The sequence below is a fragment of the Butyrivibrio sp. AE3003 genome (genome assembly GCF_000686065.1).
GTDB lineage: Bacteria > Bacillota > Clostridia > Lachnospirales > Lachnospiraceae > Butyrivibrio > Butyrivibrio hungatei_A.
Window position 1 is genome coordinate 1,260,294 of sequence record NZ_JMLX01000001.1, and the last position, 18,106, is coordinate 1,278,399.

Below are 18,106 nucleotides of genomic sequence, written 5' to 3' on the forward strand. Positions count from 1 at the left end.
GCACTAATTATACCCCTCGAACCTCCCACACGCAAAAAAGCCGCCGGTCGAAGCGACCAACGGCTTTTTGTGTCAATATCAAAGAAACTTAGTTCTATCAGTTCTTTACGATAAGCTTTCCACCACGCTTTGATACTACGTCGAAGATAACGGCTGCAAGAAGAACGCCACCTTTTACTACCTTCTGCATGTTAGCATCTACACCCATAAGTGACATACCAAGGTTGATAACACCCATAAGTACAGCACCTACAATAACTCCGGGAACAGTACCTGTTCCACCGTAAGCTGAAGCTCCACCGATGAAACATGATCCGATAGCATCCATCTCATAGTTCTGACCATATGTAGGCTGAGCTGATGTAAGACGAGCGATTGTGATCATTCCTGCAAGTGCTGCAAGGAATCCCATGTTTGCGTAAGCGATGAAGTAAACTTTGTTTGTGTTGATACCTGAAAGCTTTGTAGCCTTCTCGTTACCACCTACTGCGTAGAAGTAACGTCCAACAGTTGTGTTATTTGTGATGTAGCCATAGATAAGTACAACTACGAGAACCCAAACAAGAACTGTAGGAATACCTTTGTACTGAGCAAGCTTGTAGCAGAATGCCATAACAACTGCAACAATACCAACTGTCTTTACAAGGAATTTCCAGATGGGCTCAATCTCATAACCCTTTGACTTTTTCTTGATGCGAGATAAGCCCTGTACAACAACGAAGATTGTAGCAGCTACAAGTCCACCAAAGAGACATGTAAGGTTAAGTGATCCGTTTCCGAAGAAATCATGGATATAGCAATCAGCACCGCCACCGAAAAGGTTAACGAATGAAGACTTATCCTTGATTGAAATTGTAAGACCGTTAAGTACTACGTTTGAAAGTCCTCTGAATGCAAGCATTCCTGCAAGTGTTACGATGAAAGGAGGAATTCTAACAAACGCGATCCAAAATCCCTGGAAAGCACCGATCATGATTCCTACAACGAACATGATAACAACTGAAAGCCAGATGGGAACGTTCTTATTAACCATAAGAGTTGCACCAACTGCACCAACGAAACATACAACCGATCCAACCGAAAGATCGATGTTACCACCTGTTAAGATACAGAGAAGCATACCGGTTGCAAGAACGAACACATAAGCGTTCTGTGAAATTAAGTTACTTACGTTCATAGGAAGAAGTATTGCTCCCTTTGTCTGGAAAGAGAAGAAAGCAACTACTGCTATAAGAACGAGTATCATTGTATTTTTCTTTATGAATCCGAGTACCGAATCGTTATTCATTATTTGACCTCCTTATTTCCGGATGACTGTAAAATATAAGTCATAATTTTTTCCTGAGTGGCTTCTTTGCCATCAAGTTCACCAACCATCCTACCTTCATTCATTACGTAGACTCTGTCACACATTCCCAATACTTCCGGAAGTTCGGAAGAGATCATGATAACTGATTTTCCTGCATCTACAAGCTGGTTGATAATGCAATAAATCTCGTATTTAGCTCCTACGTCAATACCTCTAGTAGGTTCATCCAAAATAAGTATGTCCGGATCAGCGAACATCCATTTTGCAAGAAGAACCTTCTGCTGGTTACCACCACTAAGGTTACCAACATTTTGCTCAACAGAAGGACATTTTGTCTTAAGCTTCTGTTTGTAATCAACTGCTACTTCATACTCTTTATCTTTGTCGATTACTGTATTCTTACTAACTGCATCAAGGTTTGCAAGTGTAGTGTTAATCTTAATAGGATTGGTTAAGATAAGTCCGTTACCCTTACGGTCCTCAGTTACATACGCAAGCTTATGCTTGATCGCATCCTGAACCGTCTTAAGTTTAACTTCTTTACCATTTATCTTAAGTGTTCCTGTAATGTTTTCGCCGTAACTTCTTCCAAAGATACTCATTGCAAGCTCTGTTCTGCCGGCACCCATAAGTCCGGAGATACCTACAACTTCTCCCTTTCTGACGTTCATGCTAACATTATTGACAACTTTTCTATCACTATATAAAGGATGATAAACATTCCAATCTTTGACTTCCATCATTACATCCCCAATCTTAGGTACTCTCTTGGGGAAACGATCTGATAATTCACGGCCTACCATGCCGTTGATGATACGTGCTTCCGAGAAATCATCCACACCCTTTGTAAGTGTCTCAATTGTTGATCCGTCACGGATAACCGTGATCTTATCAGCAACATAAGATACCTCATTAAGTTTATGTGAAATGATAATTGAAGTAAGATTCTGTTCTTTCTTCAGTTTAAGTAACAAATCAAGAAGCGCCTTTGAATCACTCTCGTTAAGTGATGAAGTCGGCTCATCGAGAATAAGAAGTCTTGCATTCTTTGAAAGTGCCTTCGCAATCTCAACAAGCTGCTGCTTACCAACACCAATATCCTTAATCAATGTCTGGGTACTATCTTTAAGTCCCACTGTATCCAAATACTTACGAGCAAGTACACCCGTCTCTGTCCAATTAATCTTGTACTTTGATCCTCTTTCATTACCAAGGAACATATTCTCAGCAATTGTCATATACGGAATAAGCGCAAGTTCCTGATGTATAATTACAATACCTTTTTGTTCACTATCCTTTATAGCGTTAAAATTGCAAACCTCGGAGTCATAAATGATATCACCTTCATAGCTTCCGTAAGGATACACGCCACTGAGTACATTCATCAGTGTGGATTTACCGGCGCCGTTTTCACCTACCAGCGCATGAATCTCGCCCTCTTCAACCTGAAGATTTACATTGTCCAAGGCTTTCACACCGGGGAATGTTTTGGTGATATTTTTCATTTCCAATAATATCTTCGCCAAGTTTACCCCTCCTTCTATCTCTTTTTTTCTAATTCTGTTATTTTTTCTATTAAAGAGGCGGGACAAAAGCCCGCCTCAGCTTTGTTACTAATTTAAATTATTTAAGATCGTCCTCTGTGTAGTATCCTGAATCGATAAGAAGTGTCTTATAGTTCTTAGCGTCAGCGAATACAGGCTCGCAGAGGTATGAAGGGATAACACCTGTTCCGTTGTTATAATCCTTCTCGTTGTTGATAGGAGCCTCGCCGCCCTTCATGATAGCGTCAACCATCTTAACTGTCTGTGCAGCAAGTTCACGTGTATCCTTGAAGATAGACATTGACTGCTTACCAGCGATCATGTTCTTAACGTTGGGCTTATCGCAATCCTGACCTGTGATGATCGGCCAATCACCTGTGTAGTTAGCCTCAAGTGAGTTTGTAACACCAAGTGCTGTTGAGTCATTTGAGCAAAGAACTGCATCAAGCTTTGTTCCATCTGCATAGTTAGCTGCGATGATAGCATCCATTCTTGACTGAGCATTCTCTGTCTTCCAACCCTGTGTAGCAACCTTATCGAACTCAACCTGTCCTGACTTAACAACAAGCTTGCCTTCCTTGATGTAAGGCTCGATTACATCGTAAGCACCCTGATAGAAGAACTTAGCGTTGTTATCACCGGGGTCACCTGTGAAGATCTCGATGTTGAAAGGTCCCTTTGCGTTCTCAAGATCAAGCTGATCTCTGATGTACTCACCCTGCTTTGTTCCTACCATGTAGTTATCGAATGTAGCATAGTAGTTAACTGCGTCTGAGTTCATGATCAAACGGTCATAAGCGATAACAGATACGCCTGCCTGCTTAGCCTGGTCAAGAACTGTTCCAAGTGAATCACCTTCGATAGCGGCGATAACAAGAACCTTAGCTCCTGAACTGATCATATTCTCGATCTGAGAAACCTGTGTAGGAACGTCATCTGAAGCGTACTGAAGGTCAACTTCGTATCCAGCTTCCTGGAGCTGTTTCTCCATGTTTGCACCGTCCTGGTTCCATCTCTGAAGATCCTTAGTAGGCATTGAAACACCAACTCTTCCGCCTTCGCCGGCAGGAGTCTCTGCTGCAGGTGCCTCGCCACCCTCTGCTGCTGTTGCATCAGCAGGTGCCTCTGCGCCACCTTCGGGTGCTGCGGGTGTTGATGATCCGCAACCTACAAGCATGGCTGCAACCATAGCTGCTGAAAGAACTGCACTAATGATTTTCTTCTTCATAAATGTATCCTCCCTTTTATTTTGGATTCCTGCAGAAATATTTCTGCGTTGTTTATATTCTAAAATTTACCACAAAATTAATAGGAATAAATTACGATGTTCTGTAAATTTTTACTATCGTTACAAAAAATTAACCGATTATGCTAGCATTATTTTGCACTGCATAATCGGTCGTGTCAATTTTGTGCTACTGTTCCAAACCCGCATGTTTACTGACTAATTTGGCATCTCATCCGGTACATTCAAGTAAACATCCTCTTTTAGGTGGAATCCGCTTTTTATTATCACTTCATCAATGTTATTCCTGGTCACACTTGTAGGTTCTATCTTAAGATAAGGTACCATTTTGGAACCATCGCTTATCTTTGAGATATCATATTCCGTTATTTCTTCTCCCTTAACAAGTTTGACTGCGCAAACAGCTGCTGCCTGCGCAAGTTTCTCGATTGGCTTGTAAACGGTCATAAGCTGAGTTCCCTCAACTATTCTCTGGCAGGCTTCAAGATCGGCATCCTGCCCCGCTACCATAAGCTCACCGGCAAGTCTTCTCTCTGAAAGAGCCCTTACCACATTACTTGCGATATCATCATTTCCGCACATTATTGCATCGCTTTCCCTGACAAGCCCTGTGTTCTTATATATATACTCACTTGCCTTCTCGGCGCGCCAGCCATCCGCATAGACTGTATCAACAATCTCATTTCTATACCGGGTCATTACAGATCTGAATCCTTTTTCGACAAAAGAAACATTGCTGTCCGAAGGAGATCCGCATATCATTATCACCTTGCCGTCCGCAAGTCCGTTATCTACCATGGTCTGCGCCATCATCGCCCCTACTTTTTCATTGTCAAAAGATATGTAGAGATCGACTCCCGCATCGGAGATAAGCCTGTCATAGGCAATAACAACTATGCCTGCATCTTTGGCTTTTTTCACAGAATCGCCAAGCGAACTTGAATCTATGCAGACGATAACTATTGCATCCATTCCGTTCTTAATAAAGTAGTCAATCTGCTTTTTCTGTTCTTCAATATCGCCGTTCGCGTTCTGTACGTTAACTTCGGCGCCAAGATCTTTTGCCATGGAAACAAAAACATCCCTGTCCCTTTGCCATCTTTCTATTACGAAAGAATCAAAGCTCATTCCAATCTGAATCTTATCGGAATCGGAACTTTTCTTTTTCTCGCCTTCGCCGCTCTCTTTAGCACACCCCGTAACACTCAGCATCAGCAAAAGAGCTGCAAGCGCGCCGGCGAGCATTTTCCCCATATACCTTCTCATATGCGTCACCGTCCTTCTTTGTATTCGGTTGGCGTAACGCCTACATTCTTCTTGAAACTCCTGCTAAAATAATTCGGATCCGTGTATCCGCACGCTCCGCAGATTTCCTTCATGGACATATCAGACTGTGTAAGAAGCTCTTTTGCCTTTTCTATTCGCACACTCGTCAGGTATTCAATAAAGTTAAGTCCAAGCTCATCCTTGAATATCTTACTGAAATAATACGGCGAGATGTTAACCCTTCTGGATACGTCATCAAGCGATATGTCTTTTGCAAAATTATCATCTATATACTTTCTTGCTGTCTTTATGACATCGTTGGACTTCTCTTCTTTCTTGGCTATAACGTTTCTGCAGGCAGACGTAATCTTCCCCATAAACCACTCTCTGAGCCCGTCTGCGGTGCCAAGTCCCATAAGTTCAGGCAGATAGTCGTCACGGCCTGAGTACATATATTTCTTTCCGCTGCTGTTAAATGCAAGTCTCTCCGCATAAAGAGTCATCTCAAGAACCTTTATTCTCATGGACATGAGGTCGCCGTTCTTTGATCTATTGTACATCCAGTCGGCGTACTTTCCCGCCGTTACCATGGTCGCATTGAGATCTCCGTTGGAAACCGCATCAAACATTGGCTTCTCAAGCTCTACCGGATAATCTTCTTCATGGTCATCGCCAAGCGCAAGGTCATCTACATGCGCCACAGAACCGGTTGTCGCAATAAGCGCATTAAGTGCCTCTCTGTATGATTCTCCGAGCTCTCTGAGCGGCTTAACGCCTCCGATTCCTATTCTGAAACTTATATCGGTTTTTTTTCTTAAGAATTCTTGTGAGTTGTCTTGCCTTATCGATAAGCTCCGTTCTGTCGTTGTACTCTATCTTTGAAGAATCAAGCGGTATCAGCACAGCGATCTTGTTGGCCATTACGTTACCGATCTTGCAGTTAAAAAAGTCTTTTACCCCTTCACGGATTTCCTGATAGCGCCCTGAAACCTTGACGGAACTTCCGATTGCGTTCGTCATGTGGTTTCCTTCCTGCGAATCACCGCAGACAATAGCCATCATGTAGCCGTAATCCTGCTCTATTCCAAGTATCGTCTTGTAACTGTCTATATCTTCCTCAAAATGCTCCTGAAGAAGTATATCGTATATAAGTCCGTTCTCAATTATAGGCTCAATGGTTTCAAGCTTTTCTTTTATCATAAGCTCATTGCTTCGCTTTTCACGTTCTCCGTCAATGAGCTCCATTGCCTTTTTGAGGACATTTACAACTTTCAGCTTGTCCATGGGCTTGTTGATATATTCAAGCACTCCAAGTTTTATCGCCTCTTTTGCATAATCAAATTTGTCATATGCAGACATTACGATAAAAATTGTATTCGCCGAGAACTGCTTAATTTCCTTGATTGCTTCTATTCCGTTTATTCCCGGCATATGGATATCCATCACCGCAATATCCGGTCTGAAACGCTCGGCAAGCTCTATAACACTTCTTCCTGTCTTGGCAAACTGCACTTCGCATTCGTTACCGAATTCTTTTTCAATTATAAACTTCATGGAATCGATGACTATACCCTCATCATCCGCGATCATTATCCTGTACATATTTTTCCCCTCGATATAATACTACTCTTCCTTTTCATCAAACGGCAAACGTATTATTACTTCGCACCCCTTGTTCTCACCTTCGCTCTTTATTTCAACGGCTTTGTCATTCTCCGTAAAGAGCCTCAGTCTTGAAATTACATTATCCATACCAATTCCGTTATTGTCATTCTGATCTTTTTTTCTTTCCCAATTTCCGCTCAGTATCTTATCAATGTTCTCACGGCTGATTCCCTTTCCGTTATCGCCGATACTGATGCAGATGTTGTCATCCTCTCTGTAGACCTTAAGAGTAATCTTACCCTTATCGCCCATTTCCCTAATGCCGTGATTTACAGCATTTTCAACTATAGGCTGCAATACCATGTTGGGCATCGAAGCGCTGAGAAGTCTTTTATCAACCTGCTTCTCATAACCGATATCACCGGAGAACCTAACGTTGAGGATCCTAATGTAGTTATCGACCAGCGTAACTTCCTCTCCGATCGTAACCTCAGTTTTCTTTCCCTTTACATTATACCTGAAAAAGTCGGCTACTGTCTGAACATACTCATATGTCTTATCCGCGCCCTCCATCATTGCCAGCTGCGCGCCCGCATTCAACGTATTAAAAAGAAAATGCGGATTGATCTGCGCCTGCAGATATTTAAGCCTTGCATCCTTAAGATGCGATTCCATCATAAGTTCCCTCTCCTGCATATAGCGCTCTTTTTCTATACTCATACGAAGTCGCTCGATATATTGCTTGATACTTATGACCATTTTGTTAAATGCGTTGCTCACTATGCCAATCTCGTCGTTATATGTGGTCTGCAAAAGCTCCGCATCAAAATTTCCCTCAGCGACTTCATTGGCAGAATCCGCAAGTTTTTTAAGCGGCTGAATGATCGTGCTGACAAGGTTCGTTATGATGATGATGTTTCCGCCCATAACGATGGTGATAACAATGAAACTGACAAACTCATACGTCCTGAACATTTCGGTAAGTTCCGAATAATGCGCCGAATTACTTACAAAAAGTTCCAGGTTAAGACTCGTAATATACTCACTTATATAATTATAAAGATCTGTCGTACTCTCATAATACGCGCGGTATTTCTCAACGTTTCTTCCACGCTTTGCTTCTATCGTCAGCGAAACTTCATTTAAATAATTCTGCGACATATTTTTAATATTTCTTTCCATTCGTCCGAAAGAAAGATCTGTAACTCTGTCGTCAAGTTCCTTCGTAAGATCGGAAAAAACACCTGCCGAGCTAAAATATGTCTTAAGCGAATCCGACGTCTTCGACCTAAGATATTCCGTCATGGAATCCTGAACATCGTTTAATGCATCCGAAAGCCTGTTAAGGTGCCTGTTATCCTGATACACCATCTCCATTTCCGTCGACATACTATTGATTCCAAGAAGCAAAAAGATATTTACGACAAAAATAATCACATTTGAAAAAACACAGATACTTACAATTTTATATTGAAGGGGACGGTCAAGGAATCTATTCATTCTGCTCTTCCTCCTTCTTCATATATTCCGCAACGTTGCTCTTATTGATCAGGCTCACGTCTGCGGCATAATACTCACTGGTATTACCTGATTCATAATAATCGGAAAGAGCTTTTATGCACTGCTCACCCAGCTGATTCGTATCTATGGCAATAGTCGCATAAACAACACCTATGTCTATGGCATTGATTATCGATTCGGAAGCATAACATCCCAGGATATTTACTTTACCTACTTCGTTAAAATCTACTACTGCCTGATAAGCGCACGTGGTATTTAGCTCATTAAGGCATACAATGACATCCGGCACTTGCTCCGTATGGAAAATGTCTCTGATCGATTCTTCCGCAGAAAAATCATTTGTATTATCAACAGTCTTGATAGAAATGGAAACATCAATGCCGTCCGCCTCTTCCTGCGCGATTCCTTCCTGCATTGCCGCGATTATTATATTCTGAATATTTTCACCGGAATTACCTGCATCCGAATTAACGAGCACAGTAACCTGCATAGTTTTATCCTGCTCGTTTTTTTCAGATTCTTCCGTATTATCAATTTTCTTTTCACGGATAATATTATTGATCTGCTTAGCATACTCACGACCTATTGCATATCCTCCGATACCAACGTAGCTAAGCCTCTTTGAACGGGTATTGTCTCCGTAAAGAGTAACAACCGGAATTCCTTCAGCAGCTGCCGCATCAATGAGCTGCGTCATCTCATCCGACTCATTTGCATAAAGAATTATCCCGTCAACCTTAGATGCCGTCGCAATCTTCATAAGTTCTTCCGTCTTATACTTGGTTGAAAAATTCTCTCCCAAAAGATCGACATATATATTGTCCTCTTTTGCAGCCGCGAAAGCACCACGGTAAACAGATTTCCAGAAATCCGACTTATAATTATCGGTTATCATGACATAGTACTTGTCGTACTCATGCGCTTCATCTTTTCGTTTAAATCCCTTGAGACTGATGCTGAAACTTACAGCGATAAGAAAAAGCGTAACAATAACGAAAGTCACTGTCGCTATCATGATAACTCTCTCTCTTTTATTAAGTTTACGCTTATTATTACTACGGGGAGTGTTCACAGTATTCATCACTTAATGATTATACCGTTTACACTCCCCATGTTTCAACACAATTTCTGTTTATGGCTATGTAAGATACCGCACTTTTATATATTCATTTACGATTGCAGTTACGGGCTTTGCTGCAATTTCCCGCAGAAGGACACCCTATGCAATGTGTGCCTTTTTTCTTTTCTTTATAAATGTAACCGATTGCCAAACCCAATATCAATACCAGTGCCAAAAAAGCAATTATATTTACCATAATACATATCTCCAAAAAACTATATTTGCAAAAGCCGATACTTCTTATCCTACTCTGAATTCAACCGGCATTTCTTTTTTTATTCTTCTTTATCAGATATATTATAATACCTGCAAATACTAAGGTTGCAATAAGTCCGTAAGCAAATCCTTCTCCTGGCTTCCCGGTCGTGATAAGCGTCCCTATCTGATAAACAAGGAATCCTACCGTAAATCCCGTCGCAAGCTGAAAAGCAATTGCTCCCCAAAACCACTTCTTTGACTTCATCTCGGAATTCATCGCTCCAAGGGCCGCAAAGCAAGGCGGTGTATAAAGGTTAAACATAAGAAATGCAAGAGCTGCAACCCTTGTTATTCCCATTACTGCCGCAACCGCGTTTCCTTCTCCTATAAGCTCAAGTTCTTCCGTATCAATGAGATTTGAAACCGCAAATACAGTAGCTATGGTTCCTACAACATTTTCTTTTGCTATAAAACCTGAAATAGCCGCTGCCGCAAGCTGCCAGCTTACGATTCCGACAACAGGAACCAGTATGTATGCAAAAGGCCCTGCCACTCCTGCAAGGATTGAGGTATTTTCCATACCCTCTTCCACGGGTTGCAATCTGAAGTTGAAGGTCTGCATGATCTGAACCGCAGTGTTGCAGACAAGTATGACTGTTCCCGCTTTTATGATGTATGACTTACCTCTCTCAAGCATTGACTTGACCGCAAACACAAGGCTCGGAACCTTATAATCGGGAAGCTCTATGATAAAAAAGCTCTTTCTATGCTTCGAAGTAGTGATTGCCCTGATGATAAGCGCCCCGAAAAGTATCAGTACAATGCCTCCGACATAGCAGATAAAGCTGACCCACTTTGATTCGGGGAAAAAAGCTCCTGCAAAAAGTGCTATAACCGGAAGCTTGGCACCACACGGCATGAATGTTGCAAGCATGGCCGTGGCACGTCTTTCTCTCTCATTTCTGATGGTACGGCACGCCATAACAGCGGGAATACCGCACCCTGTACCGATTATCATAGGAATAACGGATTTTCCCGAAAGACCTACTTTTTTGAAAATCGGATCAAGAACAACCGTTGCTCTTGCCATATATCCGCAGTCTTCAAGGAGTGCGATAAGAAAATACATTACCATTACAAGCGGAAGGAATCCTACAACCGCGCCTACACCTCCGATTATTCCATCCACAATAAGTGCGTAAAGAAGCGGATTTGCATCTGCCATCGCCTCTCCGACAAATCCCTTGAAAACATCAATCCATCCGGCAAGAATGTCCGCAAGCCATGTTCCCAAAGTTGTCTGTGATATATAGAATACAAACCACATGATCACTGCAAAAAGCAGAATACCGATTACCGGATGAGTAATGACATTATCTATCGAATCGGTGATATTGTGCTCTTTCGGGTTATCTCTGCGACTCTCGACTTGATCTACTATATTATTTACAAATTCAAAACGCTTTCTGTCGGCCGCTTCAACTGCTGCCTTATCATTAAGGTCAACGTCTCCCTGATTGTAAGGCATCTCCTGCGCTTTACCTTCAAATGACATTGCAGTTTTTATAACTTCCTTAAGGCCTGTATCTGAAGTTGCTATTGTCTTGATCACAGGACAACCGAGCTTTTCCGATAAAAGCCTCTCGTCTATTTCGTTTCCTTTTTTATCGTTGGCATCATTCTTGTTAAGTGCGACAACAACAGGAATCCCAAGTTCCAAGAGCTGTGTTGTAAAGAAAAGACTTCTGCTCAGATTGGTCGAATCAACAATATTGATGATCGCATCGGGATGCTCATTTTTTACATAATCACTTGTAACGCTCTCTTCCGAAGTAAATGGTGACATTGAGTAAGCGCCGGGAAGATCTACAGCGATCAGCTCCTTGTCACCATCATAGTAGTTTTTCTTTATAACACTCTCTTTTTTATCAACAGTAACCCCTGCCCAGTTGCCGATTTTCTCGTTTCTTCCTGTCAAAGCGTTAAACATAGTCGTTTTTCCGCTGTTGGGGTTGCCCGCCAGTGCGATTCTCATTACAGTTCCTCCAAAAAATATATGATCGGTAACCGCTACCAAAAGTATCAGATATTGATAGCGTCAGCTAACTCAGGATCGATGTTGTATCTGGCATCCTTTATAGCGACCACCAGGTTGCGCTTCTTGTTCACAACAGTGATCTTCTCTCCGCTGTAGCATCCAAGCGAGAATAAAAAACTCTCCATCTCATCATCTCCATCTGTATTAACAGCATTGATCATATACTCTTTGCCAAGCTCTGCATTGTTAAGTGTCATATATGCCTCCTAAAAAAACAGGTTAGTAATAGTTAATCATAATTAGTCATTGCTAACTTTCCTAACATAGAATATTCTTATTAAGAATTATTGTCAATAGGGGCACTGAATTTTTATGTTATTTTATCCTTTTTTCATACGTATAAATGGCCTTCCCAAAGTCCTCAAGCAAAGAAAAAAGCCGCACTGGCAAGATGCGGCTTTTCAGGTAGGAGATTTCTTATGACTATGTATGTCACGTGTTAGGTTATCTAACGATGTTAATGTTAGCACTCGCTAACACATATGTCAACCCTTAAATCAAATTATTGATTTTTTCTTTCTGTCATTTGGTTGTGTTTATGCATCTCTTGTAGTATTCTTAAAAGCAGAGAAAGTAGGTGAAAAAGCGATGGCGTTACAGGAATCAGGCGAGATGTATCTCGAAACAATTTATGTGCTTTCAAAAAGCCACACAAACGTTAGATCAGTCGATATAGGTGAGGAATTAGGCTATTCAAGACCATCTGTCAGCCGTGCCATGCACCTGTTAAAAGACGAAGGACTTGTCAAAATTGACGAGTATGGTTTTGTAAAGCTTACTGAAGCAGGAACTATACTTGCAAAGCGTATCTACGAAAGACACACAGTCCTTACAAAGCTTTTTGTCGATCTGGGAGTAGATGAAAAGATTGCCGCAGAAGATGCGTGCCGTATCGAGCACTACATCAGCGACGAATCCTTCGAAGCAATAAAGACCCATATGGCAAAACACTGATTAAAGAAAATAAACCGCCGAATCTCATTTTTTATTTTAAAGAGATTCGGCGGTATTTTTGTTTATATTTTCAGATCAATCATACTTCTTATCAAGTTCTCTGTAAGCTTTTTTTATATCTTGCGAATAATGCGTAAAGATCAGCGCTCCGCCAAGATCAAGGGTAACCAAAGCTTCATATCTGTTGACGCGAACAGGATGTCCGTCAATTATCTCCACCTCTGTTTCTCCGTCAATCGGAAAAATATCTTCCTTCTTGTTTTCCTTAAAATCTTCAAGGATCTGCTCCATTGGCTTGCGGTCTCCCATATACGTTACATATGACAGATTATCCATGTTGTATTTGTATACGTCGCATCCATCAATTTCTCCAAGCAGTGTCAGCCCTGATTCATCAATGTCTCCGCAAGAAGGTTGATGATATATCCCATTCCTGTACTGCGAATCCCATACCCTCCTTACAGCAACCGAAAATAATAAATAACATATTGCCACACCAAAAATTGCTATCACCATTATTGCTTTGCCGGTCTTACTCGTACACTCTTCTTCCAACATTTAAGCCTCCCTCAAAATGTAATGTATAACCGTTTTTTCAATATATTCAACATTTGGTACAAGATTTATTTTACACAAAAAAATTCTGTAGTTTACAACGACTGCGTAAACTACAGATTTCTTGAGCAAACAGCATGTACGATATTAACGTTGTATATGATCGGTAAATTCTCACAATTGAATTCTTTTAAAACAGACAAATAAACCGCCTTATATTCTTCATAGAATTCTTCATCTTGAGGTTTTCCGACGATTATTCCGTTGACTGCATTCAATATTCCCTGCGCGCCAAGGTTCCGCAAATAATATGTCACATAATCCGGATTTGGCTTTTCCTCGCTGGTTTCAAGAAGCAATATTTTTCCCTTCCACTCATCAACTTTTGGCCAAATATCAGTTCCGACAATCATAGGGAATACATCCAGGCAGCCTCCGAGTAACTGCCCCGAGACCTTACCCGTTCCGGATAACATCTCATAATGATGCGTTTCAGGAATAGTCTTGTACCAGGCATTGATATTCTCTTCAGCCCACTCTATATGGTCATTAGACCAATAATCGCAAGACGGAACTTCATATCCTTTTGTCTCGGAGAAAAGAATGTTTTTTTACAGCCCGCTCGGTATAATCAAAAATCCGACCATATTCTGCAAACTCTTTCATAATACAAGGACCGTAATACGATACGACACCTGCTTTGTTCATAATAAAATGAGTAACTGTTGTATCTGAATATCCCATAAAAATCTTAGGATTGTTATGAATAACATCATAATCGATATAAGGCAAGATTCGCACCGAATCATCACCGCCGATTGCACTGATAATGCCCTTGATTGTGGGATCTTTAAAAGCATCCATCAAATCTTTTGCCCTTAGCTCAGGGTTATTATATACAAACTCACTTCCTTTGAGCGCATGTGGCATAGTAACCACTTCCAGACCAAATATCTTCTCCAGACGCTCTTTGGCAATATAATATTTATGTATCAGCTCTTTATCGCCCAATCCTCCCCATGATAAGCTCACTATCGCAACCTTATCACCGGGGATTAATCTAGTTGGTTTTATCATCTTTTGCCTCCGCTACTTTAGATATTCTTTTTTTGCAATTGCCGTAAATTCTCCCGGGAGTCTTTCATTATCCCAAAAACTATCGTTAAACTGTATTCACTTTTAAAAATTGATAGGACCGCCGTCTCAACATGCGTAATCATCTATGTTTGCATGTACATATACGGACTAATACTGTATCCCCCGTTGAGAAACATAGAAATTATGGGTGTTAAAAATACTAGGTAAATACATTTTTCTGATATTTACTGTATATGCTACATCTTCCTTTGTACATTCAGATGTATTCTAACCCTCAGTATGTGCTAAAGCCAGAACCAGTCTGCGTTTGCATTAAGAGTTTATGCAGTGCGTAGGGATTTTATTACCTATAAAAGTTAATGGTTGTTTCATTCGATAGCATTTAACAGTGCTAAAAAGTCTACATACTGATTATAATAACCTTGATTAAGGCCTGCTTCCATAAAATCTCGTATAGCACTTATAACATCCACTTTATCAAGGTTAGATTTAGCACCATCGGAAGCATTATCATGTGCATGATCGTAAGCGGTTAAAATATCATTAAGATTTGCTATCTCGCCTTTGTCTTTTAGATATATCCCATAAGCAAAAGTCTCAATCTTATCGGCATGTGTTAAATCCACGTCCTTAAGATGAATCTCTTTTACTATAGATTCCGAACCATCCCATGGATAGAGCCTTGCTATATATACTGGATCTTCTTCATTATAATCAGCCGGCTTATAAAAATTGCAGGGCAAATTATTAGGATCACCCTCGCTTCCAGAAAGAGCGCAGTTAAGATATGTCTCTCCTACGCCACAATCTTCCTTACTGTGGAATACACTTGGGATAGGATCCTTATAATAGCTGGTTTGTGGAAGACTGGTAGGCGCTTCCATTTTTCTTATAGGTTTGTTAATGTTAGGACGATACATTGTTCCATAGTTAATCCCCGGATTAAATGCAACATTCATAAGATTGCTCCCTTTCAAGAAAAATGCGCATCATTTCATTGGATTTCATTCCGTTGAAAAGACACGCATACCATTGCTATCTTTATTATCGGCAAATATATTTAGAAATATTAGAGTTTAGGTTTTCTATCCTTATTTTTTAGGCGCTCAACTACTGCTTTTCCAATATCAGATCGATATCTTCGGAAAATCGCTCTATAACATGGTAGGACTTTGAAAGGCTTGTCCCTCCCTTAAATACAAATGCATCCTTATAAATGCAATCATGAAATAAATGATCCAGCATAAAACACACCCAAAAATCCTTTTCAACAATAGAAGGATGCATTTTCATTTTCTCTGCTGTATAAAAAAGTGCCTATGGCACTTCAACTCCCCTGCCCCTCACTCATGAGGGGTTGGGGTTGTTTTTTGCCTCAATTCATTCATAATGATTTTTATGAAACGAAACATACTGCAAGATCTGTTCCGAGATCATTATGAAGAAATTCAATATACTCTCCATCCCCGCAAAACGGAAATGGAAAACATCGATAAGATGCTCAATTGTGGCGATCCTGCCTATGGTGGCGCCATGTATGGCTGCCACGATTGTGGTAATCTCAAGTTCATTCCCTTTCGTTGTCATTCAAGATTCTGTCCTACCTGTGGTTCCATGTATTCGCAAAAACGTGCTCTGGCCATGTCTTTCAAACTCATAAACTGCCAGCACCGACACTGCGTTTTTACTATATCAAAAGAATTACGCCATTACTTTCTCGAAGACCGTAATCTTCTCAACTGTCTTTTTGACGCCGCCAGCAGCGTTATTCGTCGGATGTTCTACAAAACCAACAAAAGTCAGAACTTCACTCCCGGTTACATTCTGGTTCTTCACACATTTGGACGTCCATTGGAATGGAATCCTCATATCCACTGCCTTATATCTGAAGGTGGTGTAGGTGACACCGGATTTTGGCGTAAAGTCAATTACTTCAGTTTTCAATACATGCGCCATGCTTTTCAAACCGCTCTTCTTAATCTTATGGAAGCTCTTATTACTGACTCCGCGAAAAAAGCATTGTTCAAAAAAGAAAAAGCTCTCTCATACAAAAATCAAAAAGATGGATTCTATATATATGCAAAACCCACTCTCGCTGACAAGAACAAAGTGGCTAAATATATAGGTCGATACCTTGGGCGCCCTGCAATCGGCCTATCAAGAATTGATTCCTATGATAAAGCGCATGATACTATTACTTTCCACTACAACAGGCATGAGGACGAAGTCCTTGTCACCGAAACACTTCCTGCAATAGACTTCATCAAACGCCTTATCCAGCACATACCTGAAAAAGACTTTAAGATGATACGCTACTACGGCGTGTATGGTCGACATCGAGAATCAGATAAAAAGCTCTACCGTCTTATTCCCCCCACCAAACAGCCATTCTTCAAATCTTTCTTACAATGGCGCTCAAGTATTCTTTCAGCATTTGGCTATGATCCAATCAAATGTTCAAAGTGCAGTAGTACCATGAAATTCCTTGATTTGTACTTTAATCATAAACATATTTCTCTTGAAGACTTATACAAAGAGGCAAAGGGAAAATGCCGTCCCAAAAGCAGAGCTCCATCTTCAAAACCAAACAGTGTTTCCCCATGTTTCTGCACATGATAAAATCATGCAAGGAGGAACAGTTATGGTCGATAAAGAACTAATTGCAAAGCTTAGAGAGAAATACATCCAAAATCCGCCGGAAGGCATGTCGGCGAACGAAATCCGCGAGATGGATGATGAAGACCTTCTCGACATGGATTACTTTATGCATGAAGATGATGAATTTTTTGATGAGGTAGATTGGTAATTATACCAACTTACCTCTACTTTGCGTGGCCCGGTCTTGCCGGGCCTTTTAATTCAAGATTTCGCCGTCAAGGCGAAATTTCCTATTAATCGAGAAAAAAGGACCTCCCTGTCCTCTTTACTGAGTAATGCTACATTTCTCACCTAATACATATCTCCTTTATTACTTTATATATCCACGCTGTCGTTGTTATTGCCTCACAAAGTATAGTTTCCTTATCCGCCTTCGACAGCACATTTGATAATCTTTCTATATCTTCCTGCTGTATTTTATCTTTACCTATATACTTAATTGCCTGAATGACAGCTATCGTAATGAAACTTTTACCAGATATTTCCTTATTGGCACAATGCTTAAACTCAACCTGATACGAACCGATTTCATATTTACGATATGGGCCATCACTTATATAACTCCAGGTATTAGGTACCTGTGTAGATAAATGCAGATAATTTAAAGCCGTCTCTCCTGAAGGAGCAATAGTCCAGTTATATTTTCTGGCAATAGCTTCTGCTACTTTCTCAATATTAGGAGCACTATACTCTCCTAATAACTTACTGTAAGACGGCTTGTCATATATTCCCTTTATGACCCGCCTGATTGTTCCAGATTCACCAAGCCTCGATAATGCCTTGTTGGTAGGATCTGTTCCAGCAATATCAATAAAATCTATAGCCGAAAAAGCGTAGCCAGAGCCGGAATTCTCTATTCTTTTTTCTATTTCAATCTGATATTTTTCTCTCATCTTACATTCCTTTCGTCAGATAAATTATATAGTTTATCTGA

General features: G+C 40.7%; 20 protein-coding genes. 3 read left to right on the forward strand and 17 right to left on the reverse strand.

The window, feature by feature from the left end; genetic code table 11:
- Window positions 1-97: 97 nt before the first annotated feature.
- The 11 genes from mmsB to CD00_RS0106070 all read right to left on the reverse strand — a co-directional run bounded on the left by mmsB (window position 98) and on the right by CD00_RS0106070 (window position 12,104).
- Window positions 98-1,288 (reverse strand): multiple monosaccharide ABC transporter permease, encoded by a 1,191-nt coding sequence (gene mmsB, locus CD00_RS0106025; protein ID WP_026655138.1) that lies wholly within the window; start codon window positions 1,286-1,288, stop codon window positions 98-100.
- A complete protein-coding gene (mmsA, locus tag CD00_RS0106030) occupies window positions 1,288-2,835 on the reverse strand; it encodes a multiple monosaccharide ABC transporter ATP-binding protein (protein ID WP_026655139.1) in 1,548 nt (515 codons plus the stop codon). Before mmsA ends, mmsB begins: the two co-directional genes overlap by 1 nt.
- Before the next feature lie 97 nt (window positions 2,836-2,932).
- On the reverse strand, window positions 2,933-4,081 hold the full coding sequence (gene chvE, locus CD00_RS0106035) for a multiple monosaccharide ABC transporter substrate-binding protein (protein WP_026655140.1): 1,149 nt from the start codon (window positions 4,079-4,081) through the stop codon (window positions 2,933-2,935).
- Between the two features lie 216 nt (window positions 4,082-4,297).
- Window positions 4,298-5,365: a sugar ABC transporter substrate-binding protein gene (locus CD00_RS0106040; protein ID WP_026655142.1), complete on the reverse strand. Its 1,068-nt coding sequence runs from the start codon at window positions 5,363-5,365 to the stop codon at window positions 4,298-4,300.
- A 5-nt stretch (window positions 5,366-5,370) separates the two neighbouring features.
- On the reverse strand, window positions 5,371-6,066 hold the full coding sequence (locus CD00_RS20600; RefSeq protein ID WP_242838923.1) for a helix-turn-helix domain-containing protein: 696 nt from the start codon (window positions 6,064-6,066) through the stop codon (window positions 5,371-5,373).
- 67 nt (window positions 6,067-6,133) lie between these two features.
- Complete coding sequence (locus CD00_RS20605) at window positions 6,134-6,967, reverse strand: response regulator (RefSeq protein ID WP_242838924.1); 834 nt, start codon at window positions 6,965-6,967, stop codon at window positions 6,134-6,136.
- A gap of 21 nt (window positions 6,968-6,988) precedes the next feature.
- Window positions 6,989-8,470 (reverse strand): sensor histidine kinase, encoded by a 1,482-nt coding sequence (locus CD00_RS17450; protein WP_034462002.1) that lies wholly within the window; start codon window positions 8,468-8,470, stop codon window positions 6,989-6,991.
- Window positions 8,463-9,506, reverse strand: a complete 1,044-nt coding sequence (locus CD00_RS0106055) for a substrate-binding domain-containing protein (RefSeq protein WP_026655143.1) — start codon at window positions 9,504-9,506, stop codon at window positions 8,463-8,465. The genes CD00_RS17450 and CD00_RS0106055 overlap by 8 nt, the downstream gene beginning before the upstream one ends.
- Before the next feature lie 151 nt (window positions 9,507-9,657).
- Entirely contained in the window at window positions 9,658-9,807 is a 150-nt protein-coding gene (locus CD00_RS20110; RefSeq protein WP_155833747.1) for a FeoB-associated Cys-rich membrane protein, read from the reverse strand.
- Window positions 9,808-9,867: 60 nt separating this feature from the next.
- On the reverse strand, window positions 9,868-11,844 hold the full coding sequence (gene feoB / locus CD00_RS0106065; RefSeq protein WP_026655144.1) for a ferrous iron transporter B: 1,977 nt from the start codon (window positions 11,842-11,844) through the stop codon (window positions 9,868-9,870).
- A gap of 47 nt (window positions 11,845-11,891) precedes the next feature.
- Window positions 11,892-12,104, reverse strand: a complete 213-nt coding sequence (locus CD00_RS0106070) for a FeoA family protein (RefSeq protein ID WP_026655145.1) — start codon at window positions 12,102-12,104, stop codon at window positions 11,892-11,894.
- Between the two features lie 391 nt (window positions 12,105-12,495).
- On the opposite strand from CD00_RS0106070, the gene CD00_RS0106075 reads away from it, so the two are divergent.
- Window positions 12,496-12,861: a metal-dependent transcriptional regulator gene (locus tag CD00_RS0106075; RefSeq protein WP_026512717.1), complete on the forward strand. Its 366-nt coding sequence runs from the start codon at window positions 12,496-12,498 to the stop codon at window positions 12,859-12,861.
- A gap of 75 nt (window positions 12,862-12,936) precedes the next feature.
- On the opposite strand, the gene CD00_RS0106080 is transcribed toward CD00_RS0106075, so the two are convergent.
- The 5 genes from CD00_RS0106080 to CD00_RS19785 form a co-directional block, all read right to left on the reverse strand.
- Window positions 12,937-13,419 (reverse strand): hypothetical protein, encoded by a 483-nt coding sequence (locus tag CD00_RS0106080; protein WP_026655146.1) that lies wholly within the window; start codon window positions 13,417-13,419, stop codon window positions 12,937-12,939.
- Window positions 13,420-13,529: 110 nt separating this feature from the next.
- Window positions 13,530-13,892, reverse strand: a complete 363-nt coding sequence (locus CD00_RS20375; RefSeq protein WP_207640455.1) for a hypothetical protein — start codon at window positions 13,890-13,892, stop codon at window positions 13,530-13,532.
- A 100-nt stretch (window positions 13,893-13,992) separates the two neighbouring features.
- Complete coding sequence (locus CD00_RS20380; protein WP_051594102.1) at window positions 13,993-14,493, reverse strand: LD-carboxypeptidase; 501 nt, start codon at window positions 14,491-14,493, stop codon at window positions 13,993-13,995.
- A 389-nt stretch (window positions 14,494-14,882) separates the two neighbouring features.
- Window positions 14,883-15,473, reverse strand: a complete 591-nt coding sequence (locus CD00_RS0106090) for a hypothetical protein (protein WP_026655147.1) — start codon at window positions 15,471-15,473, stop codon at window positions 14,883-14,885.
- Window positions 15,474-15,624: 151 nt separating this feature from the next.
- The gene (locus CD00_RS19785; protein WP_081811851.1) at window positions 15,625-15,807 is read right to left on the reverse strand and encodes a nucleotidyl transferase AbiEii/AbiGii toxin family protein; all 183 of its coding nucleotides are present in this window, start codon (window positions 15,805-15,807) and stop codon (window positions 15,625-15,627) included.
- A gap of 105 nt (window positions 15,808-15,912) precedes the next feature.
- Between CD00_RS19785 and CD00_RS17460 the strand changes: the two genes are divergently transcribed.
- On the forward strand, window positions 15,913-17,130 hold the full coding sequence (locus tag CD00_RS17460) for an IS91 family transposase (protein WP_051594271.1): 1,218 nt from the start codon (window positions 15,913-15,915) through the stop codon (window positions 17,128-17,130).
- 25 nt (window positions 17,131-17,155) lie between these two features.
- On the forward strand, window positions 17,156-17,320 hold the full coding sequence (locus CD00_RS20115) for a hypothetical protein (protein WP_176756632.1): 165 nt from the start codon (window positions 17,156-17,158) through the stop codon (window positions 17,318-17,320).
- Window positions 17,321-17,459: 139 nt separating this feature from the next.
- Here CD00_RS20115 and CD00_RS0106110 read toward each other — a convergent pair whose 3' ends face one another.
- Window positions 17,460-18,065 (reverse strand): DUF6088 family protein, encoded by a 606-nt coding sequence (locus CD00_RS0106110; protein WP_026655148.1) that lies wholly within the window; start codon window positions 18,063-18,065, stop codon window positions 17,460-17,462.
- Window positions 18,066-18,106 lie beyond the last annotated feature (41 nt).

Excerpts from the sequence above, each read along its gene's own strand:
- mmsB (WP_026655138.1), bottom strand. The coding sequence starts at position 1,288 with ATGAATAACGATTCGGTACTCGGATTCATAAAGAAAAATACAATGATA.
- chvE (WP_026655140.1), bottom strand. The coding sequence starts at position 4,081 with ATGAAGAAGAAAATCATTAGTGCAGTTCTTTCAGCAGCTATGGTTGCA.
- CD00_RS0106040 (WP_026655142.1), bottom strand. The coding sequence starts at position 5,365 with ATGAGAAGGTATATGGGGAAAATGCTCGCCGGCGCGCTTGCAGCTCTT.
- CD00_RS20605 (WP_242838924.1), bottom strand. The coding sequence starts at position 6,967 with ATGTACAGGATAATGATCGCGGATGATGAGGGTATAGTCATCGATTCC.
- CD00_RS17450 (WP_034462002.1), bottom strand. The coding sequence starts at position 8,470 with ATGAATAGATTCCTTGACCGTCCCCTTCAATATAAAATTGTAAGTATC.
- CD00_RS0106055 (WP_026655143.1), bottom strand. The coding sequence starts at position 9,506 with ATGATAGCGACAGTGACTTTCGTTATTGTTACGCTTTTTCTTATCGCT.
- CD00_RS20110 (WP_155833747.1), bottom strand. The coding sequence starts at position 9,807 with ATGGTAAATATAATTGCTTTTTTGGCACTGGTATTGATATTGGGTTTG.
- feoB (WP_026655144.1), bottom strand. The coding sequence starts at position 11,844 with ATGAGAATCGCACTGGCGGGCAACCCCAACAGCGGAAAAACGACTATG.
- CD00_RS0106070 (WP_026655145.1), bottom strand. The coding sequence starts at position 12,104 with ATGACACTTAACAATGCAGAGCTTGGCAAAGAGTATATGATCAATGCT.
- CD00_RS0106075 (WP_026512717.1), top strand. The coding sequence starts at position 12,496 with ATGGCGTTACAGGAATCAGGCGAGATGTATCTCGAAACAATTTATGTG.
- CD00_RS0106080 (WP_026655146.1), bottom strand. The coding sequence starts at position 13,419 with ATGTTGGAAGAAGAGTGTACGAGTAAGACCGGCAAAGCAATAATGGTG.
- CD00_RS20375 (WP_207640455.1), bottom strand. The coding sequence starts at position 13,892 with ATGTTATCCGGAACGGGTAAGGTCTCGGGGCAGTTACTCGGAGGCTGC.
- CD00_RS20380 (WP_051594102.1), bottom strand. The coding sequence starts at position 14,493 with ATGATAAAACCAACTAGATTAATCCCCGGTGATAAGGTTGCGATAGTG.
- CD00_RS0106090 (WP_026655147.1), bottom strand. The coding sequence starts at position 15,473 with ATGAATGTTGCATTTAATCCGGGGATTAACTATGGAACAATGTATCGT.
- CD00_RS19785 (WP_081811851.1), bottom strand. The coding sequence starts at position 15,807 with ATGAAAATGCATCCTTCTATTGTTGAAAAGGATTTTTGGGTGTGTTTT.
- CD00_RS17460 (WP_051594271.1), top strand. The coding sequence starts at position 15,913 with ATGAAACGAAACATACTGCAAGATCTGTTCCGAGATCATTATGAAGAA.
- CD00_RS20115 (WP_176756632.1), top strand. The coding sequence starts at position 17,156 with ATGGTCGATAAAGAACTAATTGCAAAGCTTAGAGAGAAATACATCCAA.
- CD00_RS0106110 (WP_026655148.1), bottom strand. The coding sequence starts at position 18,065 with ATGAGAGAAAAATATCAGATTGAAATAGAAAAAAGAATAGAGAATTCC.